Origin of the sequence: Kitasatospora sp. NPDC127116 (assembly GCF_042677365.1) — a bacterium.
Taxonomy (GTDB): domain Bacteria; phylum Actinomycetota; class Actinomycetes; order Streptomycetales; family Streptomycetaceae; genus Kitasatospora; species Kitasatospora lactacystinica.
Genome location: NZ_JBHXTL010000098.1, coordinates 14,392 through 38,879 on the forward strand (window position 1 = coordinate 14,392; position 24,488 = coordinate 38,879).

Sequence of the window (24,488 nt, forward strand, 5' to 3'; positions counted from 1 at the left end):
AGCCCATGCCCGCCGACACGGACCAGGTGGTCGCCGCCCTGCGCGCCTCGCTGGTGGACAACCAGCGCCTGCGGCAGGAGAACCGACGGCTCCGCGACGACTCCGCCGAGCCCATCGCCATCGTGGCGATGAGCTGCCGCTACCCCGGCGGCGTACGCACCCCGGAAGACCTGTGGGAGCTGCTGGTCAAGGAACGCGACGCGGTCTCGCCGTTCCCCACCGACCGCGGCTGGGACGTCGAGGGCGGCTTCGACGCCGACCCCGACGCCCCCGGCACCTTCTACGTCCGGGAAGGCGGCTTCCTCCACGACGCGACCGGCTTCGACCCCGGCTTCTTCGGCATCTCGCCGCGCGAGGCCCTGGCCATGGACCCGCAGCAGCGGCTGCTGCTGGAAGCGTCCTGGGAAGCGGTGGAACGCGCGGGCATCGACCCGGCGACCCTGCGCGGCAGCCGCACCGGCGTCTACACCGGAGTGATCTACAGCGAATACGGGTCCCGGCTCGGCCGGGTGCCCGACGAAGTGGAAGGCTTCCTCGGCACCGGCACCATCCCCAGCGTCGCCTCGGGCCGGATCGCCTACACCCTGGGCCTGGAAGGCCCGGCGGTCACCCTGGACACCGCCTGCTCGTCCTCCCTGGTCGCCGTCCACCTCGCCTGCCAGGGGCTGCGCTCCGGCGACACCACCCTCGCCCTGGCCGGTGGGGTGACCGTGATGTCCACCCCCGGCCTGTACGTCGGATTCAGCCGCCAGCGCGGCCTGGCACCCGACGGACGCAGCAAGTCCTTCTCGTCCGCGGCGGACGGAGCCGGGTTCGGGGAGGGCCTGGGCCTGCTCCTGCTGGAACGGCTCTCGGACGCCCGGCGCGCGGGGCACCCCGTCCTGGCCGTCATCCGCGGCTCGGCCGTCAACCAGGACGGCGCCAGCAACGGGCTGACCGCCCCCAACGGGCCCGCGCAGCAGCGCGTCATCAACGGGGCGCTCGCCCGTGCCGGACTCGACCCGTCCGAGGTCGACATGGTGGAGGCGCACGGCACCGGCACCGTCCTCGGCGACCCCATCGAGGCGCAGGCGCTGATGGCCACGTACGGGCAGGACCGGCCCGCCGGGCGGCCGTTGCGGCTGGGCTCGCTGAAGTCCAACCTGTCCCACACCCAGGCCGCCGCGGGCGTCGGCGGGGTGATCAAGTCGGTGCTCGCGATGCGGCACGGCGTGATGCCGCGCACCCTGCACGTCGACCGTCCCTCGCCCCGGATCGACTGGACCGAGGGAGCCGTCTCCCTGCTCACCGAGGCCGCCCCCTGGCCGGAGACGGGCCGCCCGCGCCGGGCCGGGGTGTCCTCCTTCGGCGCCAGCGGCACCAACGCCCACGTCATCCTCGAACAGGCCCCGGCCGACCCGGCGGCTTCCGACGGGCCCGCCACGCCGGAACCGGTGCCCGCCGCCGTCCCCTGGATCCTGTCGGCGCGTACTCCGGATGCGCTGCGCGCCCAGGCGACGGCGCTGTACGAGCGGGTGGTGGCGGAACCGGGCCTGAGCGTGACGGACGTCGGCCATTCGCTGGCGGCGGGGCGTTCGCGGTTCGCGGAGCGCGCGGTGGTGGTGGGGGCGGACCGGGGCGAACTGCTGTCCGGTGTCGCCGCCCTGTCGCGGGGCGTGCGTGCGGCGGGCGTGACGGTCGGCAGCGGGCTGCCCCCGGGCCGTTCGGTGTTGGTGTTCCCGGGTCAGGGTTCGCAGTGGGTGGGGATGGCCGCGGAGCTGTTGGCCGAATCGGCTGTGTTCGCGGGGCGGATGGCGGAGTGCGAGCGGGCGCTGGCGCCTTATGTGGACTGGTCGTTGGCGGAGGCGCTGGGTTCGGAGCGGTTGCTGGCGCGGGTCGATGTGGTGCAGCCGGTGCTGTGGGCCGTGATGGTGTCGCTGGCGGAGGTGTGGCGCTCGTTCGGCGTCGTTCCGGACGCGGTGGTGGGCCACTCCCAGGGCGAGATCGCGGCCGCGGTGGTGGCGGGTGGTCTGAGCCTGGAGGACGGGGCGCGGGTGGTCGCGTTGCGTTCCCGTGCGGTGGGTGCGTTGGCGGGCCGTGGCGGTATGGCGTCGGTTCCCCTGCCGGTGGACGTGGCACGGGAGCGCATCGCCCCGTGGGCGGGCCGGCTCTCGGTGGCGGCGGTGAACGGCCCGTCGTCGGTGGCGGTGTCGGGCGACGCCGACGCGGTCACGGCCCTGGTGGAGGAACTCCTGGAGGAAGGGGTGTGGGCGACTCGCATCGAAACCGGCTTCGCGTCGCACTCCTCGCACGTGGAGGAGATCCGCGAGCGCCTGCTCTCCGACCTGGACGGGATCACCCCCCTCGCGGGTACGGTGCCGTACTACTCCAGCGTGACCGGCGGCCTGCTGGACACGAAGTCCCTGGGCGCCGAGTACTGGTACCGCAACCTCCGGCAGACCGTCGAGTTCGAGCGGGCGACCCGCTCGCTCCTCGCGGCCGGGCACCGCGTCTTCATCGAGTCGAGCCCCCAGCCCGCCCTGATGTACGCGATCGAGGACACGGCCGCCGACGCGGGCGCCCCGGAGACGCTGGTGCTCGACACCCTGCGGCGCGGGGCCGGAGGGCTCCGCCGACTCCAGCTCGCGCTCGCCGAGGCACACGTCCGGGGCCTGCGCGTCGACTGGGAGCGACTGTTCGCGGGAACCGGTGCCCAGCGGGTGGACCTGCCCACCTACGCCTTCCAACGACGCCGCTACTGGCTGGACGCCCTGCCGGCCGACCGGGACCAGGCGGCCACCGGCCAGTCCGCCGCGGACCACCCGCTGCTCGGCGCCGAGGTCGAACTGCCCGACGACGCGGGCACCCTCTTCACCGGCCGGCTCTCCTCGGCCACCCACCCCTGGCTCGCCGACCACGCCGTGGCCGGAGCCGTGATCCTGCCCGGCGCGGCCCTCGTGGAGCTGGCCGCGCACGCGGGCCGCCGCCTCGGCTGCGCCCTCGTGGAGGAGCTGACCCTCGCCGCCCCGCTGCTGCTGCCCGACGATCAGGCCGTGCAACTGCGCGTACGGGTGGGCGCCGAGGACGGCACGGGACGGCGCCCGGTGGAGTTCCACTCCCGGCCCGAGGCCGCCCCCGGCTCCGCCGACCGGCCCTGGACCCGGCACGCGACCGGCGCGGTCGGCCCCCGGGACCGCTCGGCCGACCGGGACGACACGACCGAACCGGCCGGCACCTGGCCCCCGCCCGACGCGGTCCCCCTCGACGTGGACGAACTGTACGGGCTGCTCGAAACCCGGGGCGTCGCCTACGGCCCGGCGTTCCGGGGCCTGCGCGCCGCATGGCGCACCCAAGACGCGATCCACGCCGAAGTGGCCCTGTCCGACGGCCTCCCCGCCGGCGGAGCGGGCGGCTTCGGCGTGCACCCGGCCCTCCTGGACGCGGCCCTCCAGACGACCGGTCTGCGCGAAGGCGCCGCGACCGCGGAGCCCGCCGACGGCGTCCCCCTGCCGTTCTCCTGGCAGCGCGTCGCGATCGAGACCTCCGACGCGCCGGTCCTGCGCGTCCGGCTGCGCCCCGACGGCCCGGACGCCGTCACCGCGCGGATCACCGATCCCTCGGGGCGCACGGTGGCGACGGTCGGCTCGCTCACCCTGCGCACGGCGTCCACCGCCGCACTGCGGGCGTCCTCCGGCTCCGTCCTCCACGTCGGCTGGACGCCGGTCACCGCCGGGCCCGGCCCGCGCCCGGTCACCCGCTGGGGCCTCCTCGGCCCGCAGGACGAGCGGCTGCTGCCGGCCGGCTTCCCCACCGAACCCCCGTCCGCGACACCCGACGCGATGCTGCTGACCTGCCCCCCGTCCGCCGGCACCGTGACCGCGGACGCCCCCGCCCGGGACGCGGACCCCGCGGCGGTGCACGCGGTCGCGTCCGGGGTCCTGGACCGCGTCCAGGCCCACCTGGCCGACGACACCACCGCCCGGACACCCCTGGTGGTGCTCACCCGGGGTGCGACCGGCCCGTTCGGCGCGCAGCCGCAGCCGGCGGACCTCGGCGCGGCGGCCGTGTGGGGCATGCTCAGGGCCGCTCAGCTCGAACACCCCGACCGGTTCGTGCTGCTGGACGTCGAAGGGCCGGCCCCGGACGGTCTCGGCGACGCGCTCGCCGACCTGCTCGCCACGGGCGAACCACAGGCGGCCCTGCGCGGCGGCGTCCTGTACGCGCCCCGACTGGTACGGCCGCCGGCCACCACGGCCACCGCCACCGCGACCGACACCCGGCCGGCCGGCGCGTTCGGGCCGGCCGAGGGGACGGTCCTGCTGAGCGGCGGCGGCGCCCTCGCGGCCGTCCTGGCGCGCCATCTGGTCGCCGCGCACGGGGTGCGCCACCTCCTCGTGCTGAGCCGCCGCGGCGCCGACGCCCCCGGCATGCCGGAGCTGACGGCGGAGCTGGCCGAGGCGGGAGCCGAACTGGCCGCCCTCAGCTGTGACGTGTCCGACCGTCAGGCCCTGGCCGCCGCCCTGGCAGGCATCCCCGAACGCCATCCGCTGTGTGCCGTGGTCCACACCGCCGGAGTGCTCGACGACGGTCTGCTGGACGGGCTGACGGGGGAGCGGATGACCGCCGTCCTTCGGCCCAAGGTCGACGCCGCCCACCACCTCGACCGGCTGACGCGCGGAGCGGACCTCGCCGCGTTCGTCGTCTTCTCCTCCGCCGCGGGCGTGCTGGGCAGCCCCGGCCAGGCGTCCTACTCGGCCGCCAACGCCGCGCTCGACGCCCTCGCCGCGGAACGCCGACGGCTCGGGCTCCCCGGCCTGTCCCTCGCCTGGGGGCCCTGGGAGCGGGTGAGCGGAATGACGGCGGAGCTCGGCGGCGCCGAACGGCAGCGCATCGACCGGCGCGGCGCCCGCGGCCTCTCCGACCAGGAGGCCATGGCCCTGCTGGACACCGTGTGCGCCCCGGACGCAGCCCCGCCGGGAGACGGGAGTCCCGTCGTCCTGGCCCACCTCGACCTGACCGTGCGCGGCGACGGCCCGGTGCACCCGATGCTGCGCTCCCTGGTCCGGCGCAGCCCGACCGCGACGACCGGGGCGAAGGGGTCCCCGACCGCCGCCGCAGCGCTCCGGCACCGGCTCGACGCCGCCGCCGACGAACAGGGACGCGAGCTGGTCCTGCGCGAACTCGTCCTCGCCGAGGCCGCCGAAGTCCTCGGCCACACCGACTCCGGGGCGCTGTCCGCGACGGTCCCCTTCCTCTCCGTCGGATTCGACTCGTTGACCGCGGTCGAACTCCGCAACCGGCTGGCCGCCGCCACCGGACTGCGGCTACGGCCCTCCGCCGTCTTCGACAGCGGCACCCCCGCCGCGCTCGCGGCGCGCCTCGCCGCCGAGGCCCGGGCGGAAGACACCCCCCGGCCCGAAACGGCACCCGCGGCCGGAACCGGAGCAGCTGCGTCCGACGCCGCCGACGCCGACCCGGTGAGCGCGCTGTTCCGCCAGGCCTGCACACTCGGCCGGATCGACGAGGGCATCGCCCTGCTCAAGAACGCCTCCGCCCTGCGCCCGGCCTTCCACAGCGGCAGTGACCTCGCGGCCGCCGGCGCCGGCCCGCGGCTGCTGCGCCTGAACGAGCGCGCCGACGCCCCCGTGCTCGTCTGCTTCGGCTCCATCGTCGCGCTCGGCGGTGCCCACCAGTACGCCCGCTTCGCCGCCCGCTTCCGGGACCGCTACGCCGTCGCCGCGCTCGACGCCCCAGGATTCGTCCCCGAGGAGGAACTGCCCGCCGACATGTCGGCCCTGCTGGACTTCCAGGCGACGACACTGCTCCGGGAACTGCCCGGACGGACGCTCGTGCTGGCCGGCTCCTCCTCCGGCGGCACGCTCGCCCACGGCGTGGCCGCCGCGCTGGAACAGCGCGGCGAGGGCCCGGCGGCCGTGGTGCTGCTGGACACCTACCTCTCCGACAACCAGGGCATCACCCAGTTCAACGACGTCCTGCTGGGCGGCATGTTCGCCCGCGAGGACCGGGCGGCCCCGATGGACGGGGCCCGGCTGACCGCGATGGGCGGCTACTTCCGTCTGCTCGACGACTGGAAGCCCCCGGCGGTCCGCGCCCCGCTGCTGCTGGTCCGCGCCTCCACCCCGCTCGGCCGCCCGTCCGCCGAAGCCGGCGACTGGCGCTCGACCTGGGCCGGCGCCGACACCGTCGTCGACGTCCCCGGAGACCACTTCTCGATCATGGAACAGCATGTCGCGACCACCGGCGACGCCGTCGCCGACTGGCTCGACAGCACCCTCCGCACCCCCGGTGCCCGGTGAAAACGAAGGAGAACCCGTTGACCACAGCCCCGTACGACGATTCCCCCCCGCGACAGGCCCTCACCGTGCTGGGAGCCGGGGTGATGGGCGTCGGAATCACCGTCCTCGCCCTCGGACACGGCCTGCCGGTCCACCTGGTCGACATCGACCGGGAACGGCTCGACCGGGCCGCGGACCTGATCGACGGCGAACTCCGGCTGGCCGAACTGATGGGCGCCCTGCCCGACGGGACGCCCCTCGGCGCCCTGGCCACCGGCACCTCGCTCAAGGCCGCCGCCGGAGCCACCGCCGTCGTCGAGGCGGTCACCGAGAACGCCGCGATCAAGGCCGCCGTCCTGTCCGAGGTCTCCGGACTGGTCCGGCCCGGAACCCTGCTGATCACCAACACCTCCTCCATCCCCGTCGACGAACTGGCCGGGGCCCTGGAACGGCCGGAGGAACTGGTCGGCACCCACTTCATGAACCCGCCCTACCTGATCGGAACCACCGAAGTGGTCCGCGGCGCCAGGACCGGGGACGCCGCGATGGCCGCCGTGGCGGCCCTGCTCACGGCGCTGCGGCGGCGGGCGGTGGTCGTCCGGGACGCACCCGGCTTCGTGACCAGCCGCATCCTGCACCCGATGATCAACGACGCGGCCCGGGTCGTGGGCGAGGGCACGGCGAGCGCCGAGGACGTCGACGCCCTGATGCAGGGCTGTCTGGGACACCCCACCGGCCCGCTGCGGACCGCGGACCTGATCGGCATCGACAACCTCGTCGACTCCCTCACCGTGCTCCACGAGCGCACCGGCGACGACGGCTGCCGCCCCGCGGAACTGCTGCTCCGGCTGGTCCGCGAGGGCCGGCTGGGCCGCAAGTCCGGGCGCGGCTTCTACGACTACACCTGATCACCCCGACGAGGAGACAGCCATGACCGCAGCGAACACGCCCAACACCCACGACCTGGAGAAGGAACTGCTGGGATTCCTGGAAGGACGCACCGGAACCGCCTGGGACGCCGACACCGACCTGTTCGGCGCCGGCGGCCTGTCGTCCCTCTTCGCCATGCAGGTGGTGGTGCACCTGGAGAAGACCTACGCCATCGCCGTCCGCGGCGCGGACCTGCGGCTCGACAACTTCCGCACCGTACGGCGGATGGCGGAGCTGGTGGACCGGCTCCGGGTTCCCGCCGCCGGGGGCCAGCATGGGTGAGGACCTGAGCAGCGCGACGACCTCCGTCACCCTGCGGGTCGGCGACCTGGCGGGGGAGTGGGACCGGACCGGCCTCATCCCGCTGGACCTGCTCCGCGAACTGGGCGCCGAGGGCCGACTGTGCGCCGAAGTCCCGGAGCAGTACGGCGGCTGGGGGCTCAGCAGCATGCACAGCGGCGCGTACACCGCCCACGTGGGAGGCCTGTGCAGTTCGCTGCGCAGCGTGATGACCTCCCAGGGCATGGCGGCATGGACCATCCAGCGCCTGGGCACCGCCGAGCAGTCGGCCGCCCACCTCCCCCGGCTGACCGGCGGCGCACTGGCGGCGGTCGGCTTCAGCGAGCCCGGCGCCGGCAGCGACCTCGCGGCGATGACGACGACCGTCCGCCGCGACGGTGACGCGGTCGTCGTCGACGGACACAAGAAGTGGGTGACCGCCGCCCACTACGCCGACCTGCTGGTCATCGTCGGCCGCCACGAGGACGGCGCGGTGGCCGTCGTGGTGCCCGCCGACACGCCCGGCGTCCGGATCGAGCGGATCGCCGACCCGCTCGGCTGCCGCGCGGCCGGACACGCCGACGTCCACCTCGACGGGGTGCGGCTGCCGGCCGACAGCGTCCTGGGCGGTCACGGACTGCCGCCCGCCCTGCTGGTGACGACCGCGCTGGCCTACGGGCGGATGTCCGTCGCCTGGGGGTGCGTGGGCATCCTGCGGGCCTGTCTGGCGGCGGCCACCGCGCACGCCGCCGGACGGGAGCAGTTCGGCAGGCCGCTCGCGGAGCACCAGCTCGTCGCCGGACACCTCGCCGACCTCTACACGGCCGAGCAGGTGGCCGCGCGGGTCTGCGAGCACGCCAGCCGCTGCTGGGACGAAGGGTCGCCGGACCAGGTGGTGGCGACCGTACTGGCCAAGCACGTCGCCGCGACCCAGGCCGCCCGGGGCGCGGCGACGGCCGTCCAGGTACTGGCCTCGGCCGGGTCCCGGGACGGGCACGCGGTGGCCCGGGCGTACCGGGACGCCAAGCTGATGGAGATCATCGAGGGCAGCAACGAGCTGTGCCGGCTGATGCTGGCGCAGCACGCGCTCTCCGCTCCGGGGGCACCGTGAGCGGGCCCGCAGCCGACGAGACGAGGAAGGACGACATGGCCGAGACCGTCAAGTGCCTGGTCTGGGACCTGGACGACACCCTCTGGCAGGGCACCCTGCTGGAGGACGGCGAGGTGCACCTGCCGGACGAGGTGCGCAAGGTGGTGATCGAGCTCGACTCCCGCGGCATCCTCCAGTCCGTCGCCAGCCGCAACGACCACGAGCACGCCTGGGCCCGGTTGGAGGCATTCGGCGTGGCCGAGTACTTCGTCCTGCCGGAGATCGGGTGGGGCGCCAAGTCCGAGTCGGTGCGCCGGATCGCCGATCGGCTGAACTTCGCGCTCACGGCCATCGCCTTCGTCGACGACCGGCCCGCCGAACGCGCCGAAGTGGCCTTCCACCTGCCCGACGTACGGTGCTACCCGGCCGAGCAGGTCCTCGCCCTCCCCGAACTCGCCGAGTTCACCCCCGCGACCAGCACCGTCGACTCCCGGCGGCGGCGCCAGATGTACCAGGCGGGCTTCCGCCGCGAGGCCGAGCGGGCGGCCGCCCCCGGCCCCGACGAGGAGTTCCTGCGCTCCCTGGACCTGCGGATGCGCATCGGCCGGGCCACCGGCGAGGAGCTGTCCCGGGTCGAGGAACTCACCCTGCGCACCAGCCAGATGAACGCGACCGGGGTCCACTACCCGGACGCGGTGCTGCGCGGCCTGATCACCGACCCCCGGCACGAGGTCCTGGTGGTCACCCTCACCGACCGGTTCGGCCCGCACGGCGCGGTCGGCGTCCTGCTGCTGGAGCGGCACCCCGGCCTGTGGCACCTCAAGCTGCTCGCCACCTCCTGCCGGGTCGTCGCCTACGGCGCCGGTGCGACCCTGCTGAACTGGCTGGCCGACGCCGCCGCCCGGTCCGGAGTCCACCTGGTCGCGGACTTCCGGGCGACCGAACGCAACCGGATGATGGAGATCGCCTACCGGTTCGCGGGCTTCGAGGGCCTGGACGAAGCCCCGTGCCCGTGCGCCGCCGTCCTCGCACCGGCTCCGGAGAGCACCGGACTCCAGCGCCTGCACCTGGTTCCAGGCCCGCGCGTGGTGTCCACCGTCATGAGCGTGGACGCACCCGACCTGAACGTGCCGGAAGGGGGCCCGGGAACGTCGTGACCGCGGCGGCGGCGGCCGGCGCTCCCGGGCTCCGGTCCGCCGCCCTCAGCGCTTGCGGACGAGAGTGATCCCGTCGGCCATCACCAGCAGCGACAGCTCCACCCGGGGGTCCTCGTGCAGCAGCCGGTTCAGAGCCCGGACCCCGGCGGTGTCCGGGTCCACGGCGGCCGGATCGGCGACCCGGCCGAAGAAGAGGGTGTTGTCGACCACGATCAGACCGCCGGCGCGCAGCAGCGCCAGCGAAGTCTCGTAGTAGCGGACGTAGTTGCTCTTGTCCGCGTCGATGAACACCAGGTCGAAGCTTTCCGGCCCGCGCTCCGCCAGCAGCGCGTCCAGGGTCGCGGTGGCATCGCCGATCCGCAGGTCGATCCGCGAGTCGACCCCGTCCCGCTTCCAGAAGTCGGCGCCGATGGCCGGCCACCGGTCGTCGATGTCGCAGGACACCAGCACTCCGTCGGCCGGGAGCGCGCGGGCCATGCACAGGGTGCTGTAGCCGGTGAAGGTGCCGATCTCCAGCACCGCCCGCGCCCCCGTCAACCCGACCAGCAGGGAGAGCAGTTGGCCCTCCTCCGCCATCACCTGCATGGCGGTCCCGCCCGGCAGGTCCGCGGTGGCCTCCCGCAGCTCCCTGAGCAGATCGTCGTCACGGAGGGAGACCTCCCGGACGTAGGCGAGCAGGTCGTGGGTGGCTTCTGTCTGGTGGGCCATGGTGCGGGGGTCCTCTCGAAGGAGATCAGGTTGAAGGAGATCGGGTCGAAAAGCATCGGGGGAAGGGGGGACCGGGCCGCCGGGTGCCCGTCGCCGGGCCGCCGGGACGGTCACCCGGCGCGCATGTACGGGTGACCGTGCTGCCGTACGGCGACCGCCTGCGCCCGCTCGCGGGCGTACGCCCGCAGCAGCGCGTCCAGCCGGTAGCGGCCCCCCGCCGGCTCACCCAGCAGATTCGCCTCGACCAGGGCGTCCAGGGCCTCCTCGGCCTGCGCCTCGGAGCAGCCGACCATCACCGCGACCCTACTGCTGGAGACCGAAGACGCTCCGGCAGTCCCCAGCGCGGTGAACACCTCGGCCGGGTCGACCCCGGCCGGAGCCGTCCGCCGGAGCCCGGCGTGGTCGGCGTCGAGGCAGGGCCGGACACCGAGGTCGCCCGCGCACAGTTCGTCCAGCAGTCGCGGGGCGTCCGTGAGCCGCCGGGCGAAGTGCCCGATGGTCCAGTGCGGGCGCTCCAGCAGCCGGGTCCCCGCGATCCGGATCGCCAGCGGCAGGCCCGCGCAGACCGTCAGCACCGAACGGGCCGACCGCGGTTCGGCACCCACCCTGGCCGGGCCGACGATGCTGCCCAGCAGCTCCAGCGACCCGGCCTCGTCCAGCGGGCCGAGCGGAATGGGGCACGCCCCCTCCAGATCGGCCAGCCGCCGTCGGCTGGTCACCAGCAGCCTGCTGCCCCCGCTGCCCGGTATCAGTGGCCGCACCTGCGCCGTGCTGGAGACGTTGTCGAGTACCACCAGCAGACGGCGGCCCGCGGTGAGCGAGCGGTAGAGGCTCTCCCGTTCCGACTCCTCCTCGGGTATCTCGTCCCGGGGCACACCGAGGTCCGCCAGGAACCGCGGCAGCACCGCCCGGGCGGTCAGCGGCCGCGCGGCTCCGCCGAGATCCGCGTAGAGCTGGCCGTGCACCGAGGAGCCGCGCACGGCGTGCGCCGCTTGCAGGGCCAGCGCGCTCTTGCCGACACCGCCCCGGCCGGTCACCACCGCCGTCGCCACCATGCCCGCGGGCATCGTGCCGGTCGTGAGGAAGTGCTGCAGCCGCGCCAGCGCACCGGAGCGGGCCGACAGTGGCAGCGGCACCGAGGGCAGCTGCGCCGGGCTCGGCCAGCAGGACCATTCCCGGGCAGTGGCCGGCGCCGGCGCGACGGCCGCCTCCGGGGCCTTTTCGGGCTGCTCCAGTGGGTCGGGCGCGCGGGGCCGGTCGTGGGCCGAGAGGATGTGCCGGTGGACCTCGCGCAGATCGGTGCTCGGCTCGGCGCCGAGCTGCTCGACGAGCAGCGCCCGGGTGCGCTGGTAGAGGTCCAGGGCCTCCGACTGCCGTCCCGAGCGGCCCAGTGCCAGCATCAGCTTGCCCACCAGGGCCTCCCGTAAGGGGTGCTTCCGCGCCAGCCGCACCAGCTCCGGCACGACCTCGGCGTGCCGCAGCAGCGCCAGCTCCGCGTCGAACCGCAGCTCCAGGGTCTGCAGGCGAAGCTCCTGGAGGTAGCGGCCCTCCACATCGCGCAGCGTCTGCGACGGGATGTCCGCCAGCGGCTCCTCGCGCCACAGGGCGAGCGCCTCGGCCAGCTCGGCGGAGGAGCCTTCCAGGTCTCCGCGCTCGGCCAGCTCCGCCGCGCGCCGGCGGTGGGCCGTGAACTGCCCGAGATCGCTCTCGTGCTCGCCGAGTTCGAGGAGGTAGCCGGGCGCCCGGGTGAGGATCCGGGCGGAGGCGTGCTCGCCCAGCGACTGCCGCAGGCGCATCACATAGGTGCGGACGGTCGCGGCGGCACTCGGCGGCGGGGCGCCGTCCCAGACGTACTCGGCGATCCGGTCGACCGAGATCACCCGGTTGGCGTTGAGGAGGAGCGCTGCCATGACCACGCGCTGCCTCGGAGCCGACACGTGCACCTCACGCGCGTTCAGCCGGACGGAAAGCGGACCCAGTAACAGGAAGTTCAAGGGAGTCCTCTTCATCACACGACCGGTGGGCAAGACTGCCTCCAGCGTCTTGGGTGGCTGTGTACGGGTCAACGCGGTCCTGTCGTATCTAGATGTATTCCTAGAGTGCAGGTCTTGCGCTCATGTCGGGTTTACGTTGCGCGGCACCGTCACGGCGGTCAGGACCGGGCCCGCCCACCACGGCCCACCGGCCGGTGGAACCGATCGCTGCCGCACCGCCGTCGACCGGGGGTGACCCGGCACCGCCGGCGCGGCCTGGAACACCCCCTCCGGCGGCGGCCCCTCCGGCTCCGCGTCGATGCCGCGGACGTCACTGACGGCGTGCAGCCTTGCCATGAGGTGCCCTCGCCTCCTCGGCCGGATCCGCGGTGCGCGGTCCGGCCGGACCGTTGCTGCCGAGTCGGAGCCAGGTAAATCCCACAGGATTGCCCCGCACCGCAGAGTTCTCACCATTCACGAAGAGATGGCCGGAATTGAACCCGGACATGAGCGTACGGACGCGATCCGATGCGTACTTGCTGACATTCCGAGGAGTATGGCAGGCTGTCATATGCGGTGTCCGTGACTCGCTCGCCGGTCGCCGTCGATCGGGGCTCCCCGTATAAGCGCGCACCAGACGGTCTGCCGGTGCGGATGATGTCCCACGCGATCACCACACCCCGCCCGTCCGTCGGCACTGCGCGGATTTCGAAGGGAATGAAAGGCCGCTATGACCTCCCTCGCTTTGGACAGCGACCTGTGGTGCCGTCGCTTCCATCCCTCGCCCATGGCCACGCGCCGACTGGTCTGCTTTCCGCACGCCGGCGGCTCGGCGAGTTTCTACCTCCCGTTGTCCGCCGCACTGTGCGGCCCGGTCGACCTCCTGGCCGTGCAGTACCCCGGCAGGCAGGACCGCCGGAAGGAAGCCGGGGGCCAGGACCTGCACCGCATGGCCGACGAAGTGTCCGAAGCGCTGCGCCGCCGGGACGACCTCCCCCTGACTCTCTTCGGGCACAGCATGGGCGCGCTCGTCGCTTTCGAGGTGGCCCGGCGGATCGAGCGCGCGGGCGGCCGGATCGACCACCTCTTCGTCTCCGGCCGCAAGGGGCCGTCCGCGGACCGGCCCGAGCACTCCCACCCACTCGACGACGAGGGCATCGTGGCCGAGGCCAAAGCCATGGGCGGCACCGACGCTCGGCTCCTGGAGGACGAGGAACTGCTGGGGATGGTGCTGCCCGCGCTGCGCGGCGACTACCAGGCCCTGGGGGCCTACCGGGCCGACCGTGACGCCGCGGTCACCTGCCCGGTCACCGCCCTGGTGGGGGACCAGGACTCCTGGACGCCGGTCCCCGAGGCCGGGCACTGGCGCGACCGCACGATGGGTGCCTTCGACCTCAAGGTCTTCCCCGGCGGGCACTTCTACCTCAGCAGCCGGGCGAACGAGGTGACCGGCATGCTCCGCGACCACCTCGCCGGCACGCTGCGCACCTGAGAGCACGGACGACAGGGAAGGGGGGACCGAGAAGTGACACCGTCAGCGACCTCTGAGGAGATCAAGCCCGCGCGGCGGCCGCCGCGGTCCGAGTCCGCCGCCCGTCCGGCGGACGGGGGCCCTGCCCGCGGCGCGGGCGTCCGGCGGCTGACCGCCGTGGACGTCCGCATCCTGGAAGGCGTCGCGGTCGGCATCTCGACCGCCCGGCTGGCGACATCGCTCTATCTGAGCCCGCAGGGCATCGAGTACCGCATCGGGCTGATGATGCGCCATTTCCAGGCCGCTAACCGGCCCGCTCTGGTCTCCCGGGCGCACTCCCTCGGTGTGTTGAGCGTCGGGACATGGCCACCTCGCGTTCTCCCGGAATTCCTTGAGTCCTAGAAGCGGGCGGGGCGCACTGTTCCCTGATCTCCCCCGTGAGTTCCCCGCCGGAGGGCGGGTCGAAAAATTCCGTTCCGAAGGCGGGGAATGCACTCCGCCGGTATGCTGACAGATATTTTCCCGGATCCGGATACCGTACGGATATCGTGCCGCAGGACGGGTTCCCGAGCGTCCGGTCGAATGCCGGATTCTGCGGCATTGTGCTGTCGGGCCCACGTCTGCGGCACTACGCCTGGGCCGCACCACCGTCCCCTCCTGTCACACTGATTCACAGGAGTGGTCATGAGTTCGGGGTACCTGTTCGGCGGCGGCGTCGGGACCGAGCCGCACGGCCTGGAGCTCCACCGGACCCACGAGGTCGTGCAGGGCCGGCAGGAGCAGGGCTCCGGTGCCCGGGCCGACGGTCGGAGAGATCCTGGAGGAAGACCTCCCGACCGCCCAGGAGGAGTGCAAGCGCCCGGCACCCGGAGGCCCCGATGGAGCGGCTGCGGCACGCCTTGGCCTCTCCTCAGTCGATGCAGAACTCGTTGCCCTCGATGTCCCGCATCGGGATGCACGCGTCGTTGCCGTCGTACAGCGTCCGCACGTGTACCGCGCCGAGCGGGACCAGCCGTGCGCATTCGGCCTCGAGCGCGGCCAGCCGCTCCTCACCCACCAGCCCGGTACCGACCCGCACGTCGAGATGCAGCCGGTTCTTGGCGGCCTTGCCCTCGGGAACGCGCTGGAAGTACAACCGCGGCCCCACGCCCGACGGATCGACGCAGGCGAACCACGCGTCCCGCCGCTCGGCCGGCTGCGCGCTCCAGTAGTCCTCCCAGGTGGCGAAGCCCTCCGGTGGCGGCGGCACGACGTACCCGAGCACCTCGCACCAGAAACGGGCGAGGCGCTCGGGTTCCGCGCAGTCGAAGGTGACCTGGAACTGCTTGATCGATGACATCGGCCCACCATAGTGGCGACACCGCGACCCCTGGCGGCCGTTGACCGTTCCGCTTCTCGTCGGGGACGCCGGGCCCTGTGGTGGGATCAGGTCGTGCGCTTCAGGTAGGCCTCGATCTCGTCGGCGGCGCGGGTGGCACCGCCCGCTTCCCGGGTGAGCCGCTGCGCCTCGATGCCCCGCTCCTGCACGGCCGCGTCGGCGGCCACCTCGGTGATCGCGGCCCGCAGCAGGCTCACGTCGGCCTCCGCCGGCAGCAGTACCCGGCCGAGGCCCAGCTCGGCCACCCGCGCGGTGTTGGCCGCGACGTCCGGCCAGGACGGCACTCCGAGGATCGGGCAGCCGGCGTCCAGGGACTCCAGGACGCCGCCCATGCCGCCGTGGGTGATCACCAGCCGGGCGTGCCGGAGCACCGCCAGGTGCGAGACCCAGCGGTGGACCTCGATGTTGTCCGGCAGCGGACCGAGGTCGGCCGGGTCCATCCCCCCGCCGACCGAGATGACGGCGTGCCAGGGCAGCTCGGCGAAGGCGTCCACGCACAGCCGGAAGAACTCCGGATGCTTGTTGTGCACGGTCCCCATCGAGACCAGCGCCACCGGCAGGCCGCTCGCCGGGGGCTGCCACTCCCCCAGGAAGGAGCGGTCCGTGAGGCACGGCCCGACGAAGGCGAAGCGATCGTCGAAGCTCTCGCCGTGCGGCTGGAAGAACCGCGGCACGTGGACGAGGTTGAGGTCCTCGGTGCGCATCAGGAACTCGTGCGCCGGCTCGTCGATGCCGTGCGAGGCCAGCAACTCGGCCATCCGGACGCCTAATTCGACGACCACCTCCTCGGTGAGCGGGACCGCGCCGTCCGCCTCCATCATCTGCTGCACGAAGGAGTAGGTGTCGTTGGAGGCGAAGAACGGCGTCGACTGGACGGCCGGGACCCCCCAGGTGTGGGCCAGTATCCGGCCGGCCTGGAAGGCCACGGCGTCGTAGACCACCGCGTCGGGCCTGGCGTCGCCGAACCACTCCTGGACCGCGCGCAGGATGGCGATGTTCTCGTCCAGGAAGATCAGCGGGGTGCGCCCGTTCTCGGGACCGCCCACGCTGTCCAGCGGCTGGGTGGAGTCGTAGCGCAGGTGTTCGGCGCCGACCTCGGCCAGGGCCTGGGCGAAGTCGTCGACGGCCGCGTAGGTGACCCGGTGCCCGCGGCGTACCAGTTCACCGACGACCGCCAGAGTGGGGAAGACATGGCCGTGGGCCGGGATGTTGACCATCAGGATGTGGCTCACTGCTGCTCCGTCGGTATCGGGAGGAGGAACGAGGGAAAGGGGGAGCAAGAAGCGCGATTCGGGACGGGAGAAGGGGCGCGGCAGGCCGCGCGGCTCAGCTGGGGTCCTGGTCCGGGCCGGCCTCGGGCTGCGGCTCGGCGGCCCACTGGCCGCCCGCGATCTCCTCGGCGCTCAGCTGCCGGCGCGGGATCCAGGCGGGGACGGTGCCCTCCTCGTTGCGGCCCTTGTCCAGGATCGCCAGGTTGTGGTAGAAGTGCGCGCCGGCCAGCGTCCGGTCGGTCCCGCTCGGGCGGTGCGCGGTCGGCGGCTCGAGCTCCTCGTGGTTGAGGCCGTCGAGCAGCTGCTTGAGGAAGCCCATGCTGGTGGTCGGGTCGCCGAGCCGCTCCGAACTGCCGCCGTAGCCCGGCCAGTAGGAGGTCTGCAGGTCCTCGATCACATAGAGCCCGCCCGGGACCACGTGCGGGAAGAGCGCGCCGAAGGCGGCGATGACGTCCGGGCAGTAGTGGCTGCCGTCGTCGATGACGATGTCGATCGGCCCGATCCGCTCGGCCAGTGCGGTGAGGAAGGCCGGGTCCGCCTGGTCGCCCCGGACGGTGTGGATCCGCTGCTCGCGCAGTGCCGTCTTGTCGTAGACGTCGACCCCGTAGACGAGGCCCCGCCGGAAGAAGCGCTTCCACATCCGCAGCGAGCCGCCGCCCGCCGCCGGGTCGGCGTAGCCGCCGATCCCCAGCTCCAGGATGGTGAGCGGCCGGTCCCGCAGCGGGGCGAAGTGCCGGGCGTAGTGATCGGTGTAGTAGTGCAGCCCCCACTTGTCCGAACCGTGGCGCAGCGACAACTCGGCCAGGTCGAGCGGCTGTTCCGCCAAGCCGCGGAGCAGCTGCTGGACGACCGGGAAGGCCGCCAGTGCGGGCATCAGCCGAGCCGGGTCCTCGATGCCGTGCCAGGTGATCCCGGGCGTGCGGTGGCCTGCGGTGTGCCGGGCGCCGAAGACGGCGCGGGCCAGGTCGAGCAGGTCCAGCTCGACGGTGGCGCTGGGCTCGTCGGCCGGCCCGGTGCGGTGCTCGGCCTTGGGGCCGGCCAGCAGGTGGTGCCGGAGCACCTGGCCGTCGAAGGCGAGCTCGAACTGCACCACCACCGCCGCGGCGGCGAGTTGCTCGCTCAGGTCGGCCCGGCTGACCAGTTCGTCCACCAGGTCGGCGGCCGTCTGCTCGGCGCCCGCCGACCTGATCACCGCCGCAAGCTGCTCCTCGGGCCCGTCCGCCGCCAGGATCAGGGCGCGGATCCGGCGCAGGTCGGTCTCGTGCGGGTCCGAGTCGTGGTCCGACGGGCTGTTCACGTGCCGGCCGTTCTCGTGCTGTCCGGTGAGGGCGGTCATGCGTGAGCCTTTCCACGAGGGAGTCGAGAGGACGGGGAACGGATCGGGGCTTCGTCCAGGCCGGGGTGACGCCGTCGGTCATCGCCGGCGGCGGGATCTCCACCCGGCCGGGGAAGAGGGCGCTGTCCACCACGATCGGACCGCCGGGCACCGAGTTCACGGCGGGACGCCGCCGCCACTCTCAGCTACTGGATCGACACGTCGTGAATCTAGGTGCGCATCCCTCCCGCCACAAGCACTACCTGGGGCCACGGGGCGCCGGGTGCGGGAAACGAGCCAGAATCGGGGCACCGCTGTTCCGCATGTTTGGACCCGTCACCCCGGTGTCGTTCGTGGCAGCGGCGGAGTCGGTGATCGTCGGGCGACCGGGCCCGGCCCCGGATCCACCGGCCCCCGCGGCCGGCCCCGGGCGGGACCGTCCTGCCGGCCGGGCCGGCCCGCAAGGACACGAGGGGCAGTTCCACCCCCATGACCAGTGATCGAGCCGCCCGGGTCCGGCCCGGCCCCGAGGCCGGAGCGCCGCAGGTTCGGCTCCCGAGTCCGCACTGTGGATCGTGGCCGAGTACGACGCCGCCGGGAACGAGAAGGGCGCGATCCCGCGGTGCGGCCTTCGCGTCACGTCCTCGCCCGCTCGGCGGAGTCCAGGATCACGCGAAGGCCGCAAGGTCGTCCCGGAGGATTCCCGGCCATCAGGCCAAGGTGGCGAGTTCGGCGAGCAGGGTGGTGACGGCGGCGGGGGTCAGCCGGTGGCCGGCGGTGGTCTCGACGAGGTGGCCCGAGGCGGTGCGGGAGCTCCACCAGTCTTCGAGGAATCCGGGGGCGTAGCCGCCGGTGCGGAAGCCGTACGGTTCGGACCCGAGGTCGAAGGCGATCATCAGCTCGTAGTCCGGGAGCGCATAGGAACGCTCGTGCTGCGGCGGGGTTCTGACGTACCGTTCGAAGGAGTCGACCCGGTCGGCGCTGGTGAAGAGCCAGAACAGGTAGTCGTACATCAGCAGGGAGCGCGGGTCGGCGTGCAGGGCGAAGAAGCCCTTGCCGTGGACGACGGCCTCCGCGAGCGCGCGCAGTCGCCGGTCCGCGTCGGGCAGGACGTCCGCGACCGCGCGGAAGGCGCGCCGCGTCCTCCCCCGCCCGATCGTCCGGCGATCGTACGGTCCGCACCCGGACGCGGCAGCGGCAGCGGTCAGCACGGACGGTGCGACACGGAACGGATGCGCCACAGCTGAGGCTGGGCCCGGCGTCCGTCGCGGCCCTGCTCGTCCTCGGCTGTCTCGGCCTGGCCGCCGCGCACGACGACGCCGCCGCGCTCCGCCCGGAACCCGGCCGGCGGTGCTCCCCGGACGAGCGGTGCGAGCGGGCCCCGCCCGCACCGGCTCTTCGGCGACCGGCTCGGGCCGCACTTCCGCACCCCCGGTGAGGACGGGCCCGACCCGGACACGCGGGCCGACACCTACCGCGAGGGCCTGGCCCGGGCGGTCGGCCGCCGCCGGGTCACCGACTGCCACCCGACCTCGCGCGCGGCCCTCGGCCTGGTGGCGGGCCCGCGGCAACGGGCCGCCGGTGCCCAGTGCCCGGCGGCCCGTTGCCCGTGCGTCAGCCGTAGAGCGCCACCCGGGGCTCGACCGTCCCCTGGGCCGGGGCCGTCCCGACGACGGTGACCCGGTAGCGCTCGGTCAGGGTGTGGTGGCCGTGCAGGACGAGCTTGGCCGAGGCGAGCCGGGTGTACAGGGTGCCGGTCTGGCTGGCGAGCGGCAGGGTGCGCCAGTGGCCGTCGGAGGAGAGCACTTCGAGCCGGATGCTCGCCGGATCGAGGAAGGGCCCGTTGGCGGGGGACTCGATGAGGACCTGCGGGGCCACCGTGCGGTCGGCCGAGGAGTCGTTGCGGTAGGAGACGGTGATCACCCGCTGCGCGTGGCCGGGCGACAGCGAGGAGGAGGGCAGCTCGACGAAGCCGGTCGGCGGGGTGCCGGCCGCGGTCGGGGTGCCGGTCGCCGCCTGGGACGGGGCGGTGAGCAGGGCGGTCGGCACGGCGGCGAGGGCCGCGGCCAGCGCCAGGCTCCGACGGGGGATCTTCCGGGTGCGCATGGCGCCTCCTTCGGCCGGTGGCCAGGGCACGCGGGTGCGCCGACTGGTCCGGGCAGGTCCGTACGGCACCACCCTGCCCCTTCACCCGGAAAGCCGCACGCCGAAGCCGCACCCGGCAGCCGCGACCGGTGAGCCGCCCGGGCGACCCGCACGGTGCGACCCGCCCGCGGTGAGCCGCCCGCCGTGAGCCGGTGCCGGGCCCGACCGGAGGGCCGGGAGCGGTGCCGGGACTGGGCCGAACGTGCGACCGCCGCGGCCGCGGGGCCGGGGCACCGCCCGCGCCGGGACCGGGCCCCTTACCTTGGGCGCAACCTCCCGCCCGGCGCCCGCGCGCCGGGTGGAGTGCCCGAAGGTCGGGGGGAGGTCCCGAGAAGGGGAGGGCGGCTTGCGGGCACGTTCGGTGGAGGAGCCGGGGCAGCGGATGCCGATCCTGATCCGGTACGGCCACCGCTCCTGGCTGGTGCCCCTGGCGGTCTTCGCGTTCGTGGTGGGCGTGGACGCGGCCACGCCCGCGACCTTCGCGTCCGTGAGCTGGCTGGTGATGGTCCCCGTGGTGGCCGCCGGGCTCTGCGGGCCGGTGGTCACCGGGCTGTTCGCCCTCCTCGCGATCGCCGCCTACCCCGCCCTGGACAGCATCTGGGGCAAGTCCCAGGGGATCGAGGACTTCCTGCTGGTGATCGCGGGGGCCGTCTTCTCGGTGCCGATCAGCGTCTTCCGCGCCCGGGCCGCCGCCTACGTCCGCCATCTGCAGGGCGCGGCGGAGACCACCCGGCAGGTGGTGCTGCGCCCGGTGCCCCCGGGGTGGGGCGGCGTGGACTCGGCGGCGCGCTACCTGGCCGCGGACGTCGAGGCCCGGGTGGGCGGCGACTTCTACGACGTGCTGGCCACCCCGTTCGGGGCGCGGGTCATCCTCGGTGACGTCCAGGGCAAGGGCCTGCCGGCCGTCTCCGCGGCGGCGGCGCTGGTGGGCTGCTTCCGGGAGGCCGCCTTCCACGAGCGCGACCTGGCCACCGTGGCGGGCTGGATGGAGGAGCGGCTGTACCGGCAGAACGCGCTGGCGGAGCGGCTGGGGGAGCGGGAGGAGCGGTTCGCCACGGCGGTGGTCCTCTGGTTCCCCTCCGACGCGCCGGGGGAGGTGGAGGTGGTGAACTTCGGCCACGACAGCCCCCACGTCCTCGGCCCCGCGGGCGTGCGGCAGCTGCCGCCGGGCGACGGGGCGCCGATCGGGCTGGCCCAGCTGGCCGGCGGGCTGCCGCGGGTGCGGCGGCTGCGGCTGGGCCCGGGCGAGACGGTCCTGATCGTCTCGGACGGGGTGACCGAGGCCCGTGACCGCACGGGCGCCTTCTTCTCGCTGCGCGCCCACCTGGACCGGCTGGCCGACGCCCCGGGAGTGGTCGATCCCGGGCGCCTGGTCGACGAGGTGGCCGCCGCGGTGGTCCGGCACACCGGCGGCCGGCTGACGGACGACACCGCCCTGCTCGCCGTCAGGACGCCCCCGGTGGAGGCGGCGGACGGAGCCGGCCTCAGTCCTCGGCGTGGCTGATCGCGCAGGCCAGGACGCCGGGGATCCGGGCCAGTTCGGCGGTGAGGACAGACGGGTTCCCCCGGCCGTGCAGGCTGATGGACACCTCCGTGACCCGCTCGTCGCCGCCGCCGTCCTCGCCCGGTGGCGCGGCCCGGTCGATTGAAGCCCAGTCCGGAGACGATCTGGGCGGCCATCCGGGAAGGGCGAGGTGCGACCACCCTTGTCCGAAAGGATCGTCGACCGTTCCCAGTGTCCTCAGCTCCTCCTGCCGTCGCATCGTCCCGCCGCACCCCGGCCGTCGCGCTCCGCCGGCTCAGGCCGGGGGGACGGGCCGCAGCCGGTAGGCGTCCCCGTGGGCGACGACGTGGCCGGCGGTGGGCGGGGCGAAGTGGGTGCCGAGCAGCAGGGTGTCGGTGCCGGCGAGGGAGCCGAGCAGCGCGCGGCGGGTGGCCTCGGAGCGCTGCGGGTCGATGTCGACGCAGGCGCCGATGGCGGGGTGGGCGAGCTGGACCGGGTGGTGGAGGCAGTCCCCGGTGATCACCGCCGTGCGGCCCCGGCTGGTCAGTTCGACGGCGACGTGCCCCGGGGTGTGGCCGGGGGTGGGGAGCAGGCGCAGGCCCGGGGCGATCGCCAGGCCCCCGGCGGGGACGTCGACGAGGTCCAGCCGGCCGGCCCGCTCGACTGGCAGCACGGAGTCGCTGAACATCAGGGCGCGCGCCTCGTCCATGGCGTATCCGGCCCAGAACTCCCGTTCGGCGCGGGTGGTGAGGTAGCGCGCGCGGGGGAAGGTGGGCACCCAGGCGCCGTCCACCTTCCGGGTGTTCCAGCCGACGTGGTCGGCGTGCAGGTGGGTGAGGACCACCAGGTCGACGGAGTCCGGCGGGAATCCGGCGGCGGCGAGGCGCCGCGGGTAGTCGGTGCGCAGGTCGTGCCAGGCCGGGTTGGCGCGCTGCTTGCCGTTGCCGATGCCGGTGTCGACGAGCACCCGCAGCCCGTCCAGGTCGAAGGCGAAGCTGTGGCTGTCCAGGCGCAGCGCGCCGTCGGCGTCGGCGAAGTCGGGGTGCAGCCAGCCCTGGCCGGCCACCGTCGCGGGGGTGGCGTCGGGCAGCAGCCACCGTCCGGTCGCGGGTGGCAGCGGGATTTCGTCGATGCGGTGGACGGTGACGTCGCCGACCGTCCAGGAGGGGGTAGGGGTAGTGGGCACGGGGCCGGCTCCTCCGCTTTAAAAGCCATTCGTTTGCGTTAGTGGCACCCTAGAACCTACAGTCGCGTTAACGCAAACCCTTAGCTTTTGCTGCGGGGTGCCTCGCCTGCGCGAACCCGCCCCGCCGCCCACGATCAGGAGCGCGCCCATGTCCTCCGCCGAACTCACCCCGTCCGAGGCCGCCCACCGGGCCGCCCGGGCCGGACTCGACCTGCCGCCCGAGCGCCACGCCGCGGTGGCGGCCACCGCCGAACACATCCAGTCCGTCGTCGCCGTCCTGCGGGAACTGGACTTCGGGGACACCCCGCCCGGCGCCGCCTACCGCGCCGAAGCGGAGCACCACGACGCGGGGGAGCGGCCCGATGCAGCCGTATGAACTGAGCCTCGCCGCCGCCGCGACACGGATCCGGGAGCGGCGGCTGTCCCCCGTGGAACTGGTCGACTCCGTCCTCGGCCGCATCGACCGGGTGGAGCCGCACCTCGGCGCCTACGCCACCGTCGCCGCCGAACAGGCCCGCGACGCGGCGCGCCGGGCCGAGCGGGAGATCGCCCAGGGCCGGTACCGGGGGCCGCTGCACGGCATCCCGGTCGGACTCAAGGACCTGATCGACGTCGCCGGCACGCCCACCGGTGCCGGCTCCCGGGTCCGGGACGGCCACCGCGCGACCGCCGACAGCGCGGTCGCCGCCCGGCTGCGGGCCGCCGGCGCGGTCCTGGCCGGCAAGACCCACACCCACGAGTTCGCCTACGGCCTGACCACCCCGCAGACCTGCAACGCCTGGGACCGCGACCGGGTCGCCGGAGGATCCAGCGGCGGGTCCGCCGCCGCGGTGGCCGCCGGGGCGGCGACCTTCGCCATCGGCACCGACACCGGCGGCTCGATCCGGGTGCCCGCCGCGCTGAACGGGGTGGTCGGCCTCAAGCCCACCTGCGGGCTGGTGCCCCGCCACGGTGTCACCTCGCTGTCCTGGTCGCTCGACCACGTGGGCCCGATCACCCGCACCGTCGAGGACGCGGCCCTGGTCCTGGCCGCCCTCGCCGGGCACGACCCGCGCGACCCCGCCTCGCTGGCCGCCCCCGCCGTCGACTACCGGCCCGAGCGGGAGCCGGACCTGACCGGCGTGCGGGTCGGCGTGCCGAACGCCTACTACGTCGACCACGTCGACGAGGAGGTCGCCGCCGCCGTCCACCGTGCCGTCGAACAGCTGGAGGTGCTCGGCGCCCGGCCCGTCGAGGTGGAGATCCCGATGGCCCGCTACCTGGTGCCCACCCTGTGGGGCCTGACCGCGCCCGAGGCCGCCGCCTACCACGCGCGCACGCTGCGCACCGTCCCCGAGCTGTACCAGGCCGACGTCCGGGTCCTGCTGGAGGCCGGCGAACTGATCGGCGCGGGCGACTACCTGCGCGCCCAGCGCGCCCGGACGCTGATCCGGGACGCGTGGGCGCGGGTCCTGGCGGAGGTCGACGTGATCGCCGCCCCGACCGTGCCGACGACGGCGGTGCGGGTCGGCCAGGAGGCGGTCGGCTGGCCGGACGGCACCACCGAGAGCGTCTCGGACGCCTACGTCCGGCTCTCCGCCCCGGCCAACGTCACCGGGGTGCCCGCGCTGTCCGTCCCGGCCGGCCACGACGCGGCGGGCCTGCCGATCGGCCTGCAGCTGCTCGGGCGGCCGCTCGGCGAACGGACGCTGCTGCGGGTCGGCCACGCCTTCGAGCGGACGCAGCCTGCGCGGGAGCTCGCGCCGGTGGTCTGAGCCGGCCGCGGGCGTGCCGGGCCCGCGCCCGGGGTCCCTGCCCGCCCGGGCC

Annotated in this window: 18 protein-coding genes and 1 pseudogene; 11 read left to right on the forward strand and 8 right to left on the reverse strand. The window is 74.3% G+C overall.

Features of this window, described 5'->3' with window-relative positions:
* The first annotated feature begins 5 nt into the window (after positions 1–5).
* From ACFVHV_RS31070 to ACFVHV_RS31090, 5 genes are read left to right on the forward strand one after another with little or no spacing between them, the layout of a single operon-like run.
* Positions 6–6,296 (forward strand): type I polyketide synthase, encoded by a 6,291-nt coding sequence (locus ACFVHV_RS31070; RefSeq protein WP_380355438.1) that lies wholly within the window; start codon positions 6–8, stop codon positions 6,294–6,296.
* Positions 6,297–6,313: 17 nt separating this feature from the next.
* Positions 6,314–7,183, forward strand: coding sequence for a 3-hydroxyacyl-CoA dehydrogenase family protein (locus ACFVHV_RS31075; protein WP_359897832.1), 870 nt, complete (start codon positions 6,314–6,316; stop codon positions 7,181–7,183).
* 22 nt (positions 7,184–7,205) lie between these two features.
* Positions 7,206–7,487 (forward strand): acyl carrier protein, encoded by a 282-nt coding sequence (locus ACFVHV_RS31080; protein WP_359897831.1) that lies wholly within the window; start codon positions 7,206–7,208, stop codon positions 7,485–7,487.
* Positions 7,480–8,595 (forward strand): acyl-CoA dehydrogenase family protein, encoded by a 1,116-nt coding sequence (locus tag ACFVHV_RS31085; protein WP_359897830.1) that lies wholly within the window; start codon positions 7,480–7,482, stop codon positions 8,593–8,595. Before ACFVHV_RS31080 ends, ACFVHV_RS31085 begins: the two co-directional genes overlap by 8 nt.
* A 35-nt stretch (positions 8,596–8,630) precedes the next feature.
* Positions 8,631–9,731 (forward strand): HAD-IIIC family phosphatase, encoded by a 1,101-nt coding sequence (locus tag ACFVHV_RS31090; protein WP_359897829.1) that lies wholly within the window; start codon positions 8,631–8,633, stop codon positions 9,729–9,731.
* 45 nt (positions 9,732–9,776) lie between these two features.
* Here ACFVHV_RS31090 and ACFVHV_RS31095 read toward each other — a convergent pair whose 3' ends face one another.
* Complete coding sequence (locus ACFVHV_RS31095) at positions 9,777–10,439, reverse strand: class I SAM-dependent methyltransferase (RefSeq protein WP_359897828.1); 663 nt, start codon at positions 10,437–10,439, stop codon at positions 9,777–9,779.
* A 110-nt stretch (positions 10,440–10,549) separates the two neighbouring features.
* The gene (locus ACFVHV_RS31100) at positions 10,550–12,448 is read right to left on the reverse strand and encodes a BTAD domain-containing putative transcriptional regulator (protein WP_359897827.1); all 1,899 of its coding nucleotides are present in this window, start codon (positions 12,446–12,448) and stop codon (positions 10,550–10,552) included.
* Positions 12,449–13,142: 694 nt separating this feature from the next.
* On the opposite strand from ACFVHV_RS31100, the gene ACFVHV_RS31105 reads away from it, so the two are divergent.
* Together ACFVHV_RS31105 and ACFVHV_RS31110 are read left to right on the forward strand one after the other, a co-directional pair.
* The gene (locus tag ACFVHV_RS31105) at positions 13,143–13,904 is read left to right on the forward strand and encodes an alpha/beta fold hydrolase (protein ID WP_359897826.1); all 762 of its coding nucleotides are present in this window, start codon (positions 13,143–13,145) and stop codon (positions 13,902–13,904) included.
* Between the two features lie 156 nt (positions 13,905–14,060).
* Positions 14,061–14,285 (forward strand): hypothetical protein, encoded by a 225-nt coding sequence (locus tag ACFVHV_RS31110; protein ID WP_359897825.1) that lies wholly within the window; start codon positions 14,061–14,063, stop codon positions 14,283–14,285.
* A gap of 508 nt (positions 14,286–14,793) precedes the next feature.
* Here ACFVHV_RS31110 and ACFVHV_RS31115 read toward each other — a convergent pair.
* The 4 genes from ACFVHV_RS31115 to ACFVHV_RS31130 all read right to left on the reverse strand — a co-directional run bounded on the left by ACFVHV_RS31115 (position 14,794) and on the right by ACFVHV_RS31130 (position 19,058).
* Entirely contained in the window at positions 14,794–15,222 is a 429-nt protein-coding gene (locus ACFVHV_RS31115) for a VOC family protein (protein WP_359897824.1), read from the reverse strand.
* An 86-nt stretch (positions 15,223–15,308) separates the two neighbouring features.
* Entirely contained in the window at positions 15,309–16,493 is a 1,185-nt protein-coding gene (locus tag ACFVHV_RS31120; protein ID WP_359897823.1) for a macrolide family glycosyltransferase, read from the reverse strand.
* 94 nt (positions 16,494–16,587) lie between these two features.
* Positions 16,588–17,868 (reverse strand): hypothetical protein, encoded by a 1,281-nt coding sequence (locus ACFVHV_RS31125; protein WP_380355447.1) that lies wholly within the window; start codon positions 17,866–17,868, stop codon positions 16,588–16,590.
* A gap of 689 nt (positions 17,869–18,557) precedes the next feature.
* Positions 18,558–19,058 (reverse strand): hypothetical protein, encoded by a 501-nt coding sequence (locus tag ACFVHV_RS31130; protein ID WP_380355449.1) that lies wholly within the window; start codon positions 19,056–19,058, stop codon positions 18,558–18,560.
* Between the two features lie 165 nt (positions 19,059–19,223).
* Here ACFVHV_RS31130 and ACFVHV_RS31135 point away from each other — a divergent pair.
* Positions 19,224–19,403, forward strand: a pseudogene (locus tag ACFVHV_RS31135) (cryptochrome/photolyase family protein); the annotation flags it as partial.
* Between the two features lie 58 nt (positions 19,404–19,461).
* On the opposite strand, the gene ACFVHV_RS31140 reads toward ACFVHV_RS31135, so the two are convergent.
* On the reverse strand, positions 19,462–19,953 hold the full coding sequence (locus ACFVHV_RS31140) for a signal peptide protein (protein WP_359897820.1): 492 nt from the start codon (positions 19,951–19,953) through the stop codon (positions 19,462–19,464).
* 421 nt (positions 19,954–20,374) lie between these two features.
* On the opposite strand from ACFVHV_RS31140, the gene ACFVHV_RS31145 reads away from it, so the two are divergent.
* Positions 20,375–21,496 carry a PP2C family protein-serine/threonine phosphatase gene (locus ACFVHV_RS31145; protein ID WP_359897819.1) on the forward strand — a complete coding sequence of 374 codons (1,122 nt, stop codon included), beginning with the start codon at positions 20,375–20,377 and terminating at the stop codon, positions 21,494–21,496.
* A 295-nt stretch (positions 21,497–21,791) separates the two neighbouring features.
* On the opposite strand, the gene ACFVHV_RS31150 is transcribed toward ACFVHV_RS31145, so the two are convergent.
* Positions 21,792–22,682, reverse strand: a complete 891-nt coding sequence (locus ACFVHV_RS31150) for an MBL fold metallo-hydrolase (RefSeq protein WP_359897818.1) — start codon at positions 22,680–22,682, stop codon at positions 21,792–21,794.
* 148 nt (positions 22,683–22,830) lie between these two features.
* Between ACFVHV_RS31150 and ACFVHV_RS31155 the strand changes: the two genes are divergently transcribed.
* On the forward strand, positions 22,831–23,058 hold the full coding sequence (locus ACFVHV_RS31155; RefSeq protein WP_359897817.1) for a hypothetical protein: 228 nt from the start codon (positions 22,831–22,833) through the stop codon (positions 23,056–23,058).
* On the forward strand, positions 23,045–24,436 hold the full coding sequence (locus ACFVHV_RS31160) for an amidase (protein ID WP_380355453.1): 1,392 nt from the start codon (positions 23,045–23,047) through the stop codon (positions 24,434–24,436). Before ACFVHV_RS31155 ends, ACFVHV_RS31160 begins: the two co-directional genes overlap by 14 nt.
* Positions 24,437–24,488: the final 52 nt, after the last annotated feature.

Bases quoted from the DNA above. Each gene is read 5' to 3' on its own strand.
- ACFVHV_RS31070 (WP_380355438.1), top strand. From the start codon at position 6: ATGCCCGCCGACACGGACCAGGTGGTCGCCGCCCTGCGCGCCTCGCTG.
- ACFVHV_RS31080 (WP_359897831.1), top strand. From the start codon at position 7,206: ATGACCGCAGCGAACACGCCCAACACCCACGACCTGGAGAAGGAACTG.
- ACFVHV_RS31085 (WP_359897830.1), top strand. From the start codon at position 7,480: ATGGGTGAGGACCTGAGCAGCGCGACGACCTCCGTCACCCTGCGGGTC.
- ACFVHV_RS31090 (WP_359897829.1), top strand. From the start codon at position 8,631: ATGGCCGAGACCGTCAAGTGCCTGGTCTGGGACCTGGACGACACCCTC.
- ACFVHV_RS31095 (WP_359897828.1), bottom strand. From the start codon at position 10,439: ATGGCCCACCAGACAGAAGCCACCCACGACCTGCTCGCCTACGTCCGG.
- ACFVHV_RS31100 (WP_359897827.1), bottom strand. From the start codon at position 12,448: ATGAAGAGGACTCCCTTGAACTTCCTGTTACTGGGTCCGCTTTCCGTC.
- ACFVHV_RS31105 (WP_359897826.1), top strand. From the start codon at position 13,143: ATGACCTCCCTCGCTTTGGACAGCGACCTGTGGTGCCGTCGCTTCCAT.
- ACFVHV_RS31115 (WP_359897824.1), bottom strand. From the start codon at position 15,222: ATGTCATCGATCAAGCAGTTCCAGGTCACCTTCGACTGCGCGGAACCC.
- ACFVHV_RS31125 (WP_380355447.1), bottom strand. From the start codon at position 17,868: ATGACCGCCCTCACCGGACAGCACGAGAACGGCCGGCACGTGAACAGC.
- ACFVHV_RS31140 (WP_359897820.1), bottom strand. From the start codon at position 19,953: ATGCGCACCCGGAAGATCCCCCGTCGGAGCCTGGCGCTGGCCGCGGCC.
- ACFVHV_RS31145 (WP_359897819.1), top strand. From the start codon at position 20,375: ATGCCGATCCTGATCCGGTACGGCCACCGCTCCTGGCTGGTGCCCCTG.
- ACFVHV_RS31155 (WP_359897817.1), top strand. From the start codon at position 22,831: ATGTCCTCCGCCGAACTCACCCCGTCCGAGGCCGCCCACCGGGCCGCC.
- ACFVHV_RS31160 (WP_380355453.1), top strand. From the start codon at position 23,045: ATGCAGCCGTATGAACTGAGCCTCGCCGCCGCCGCGACACGGATCCGG.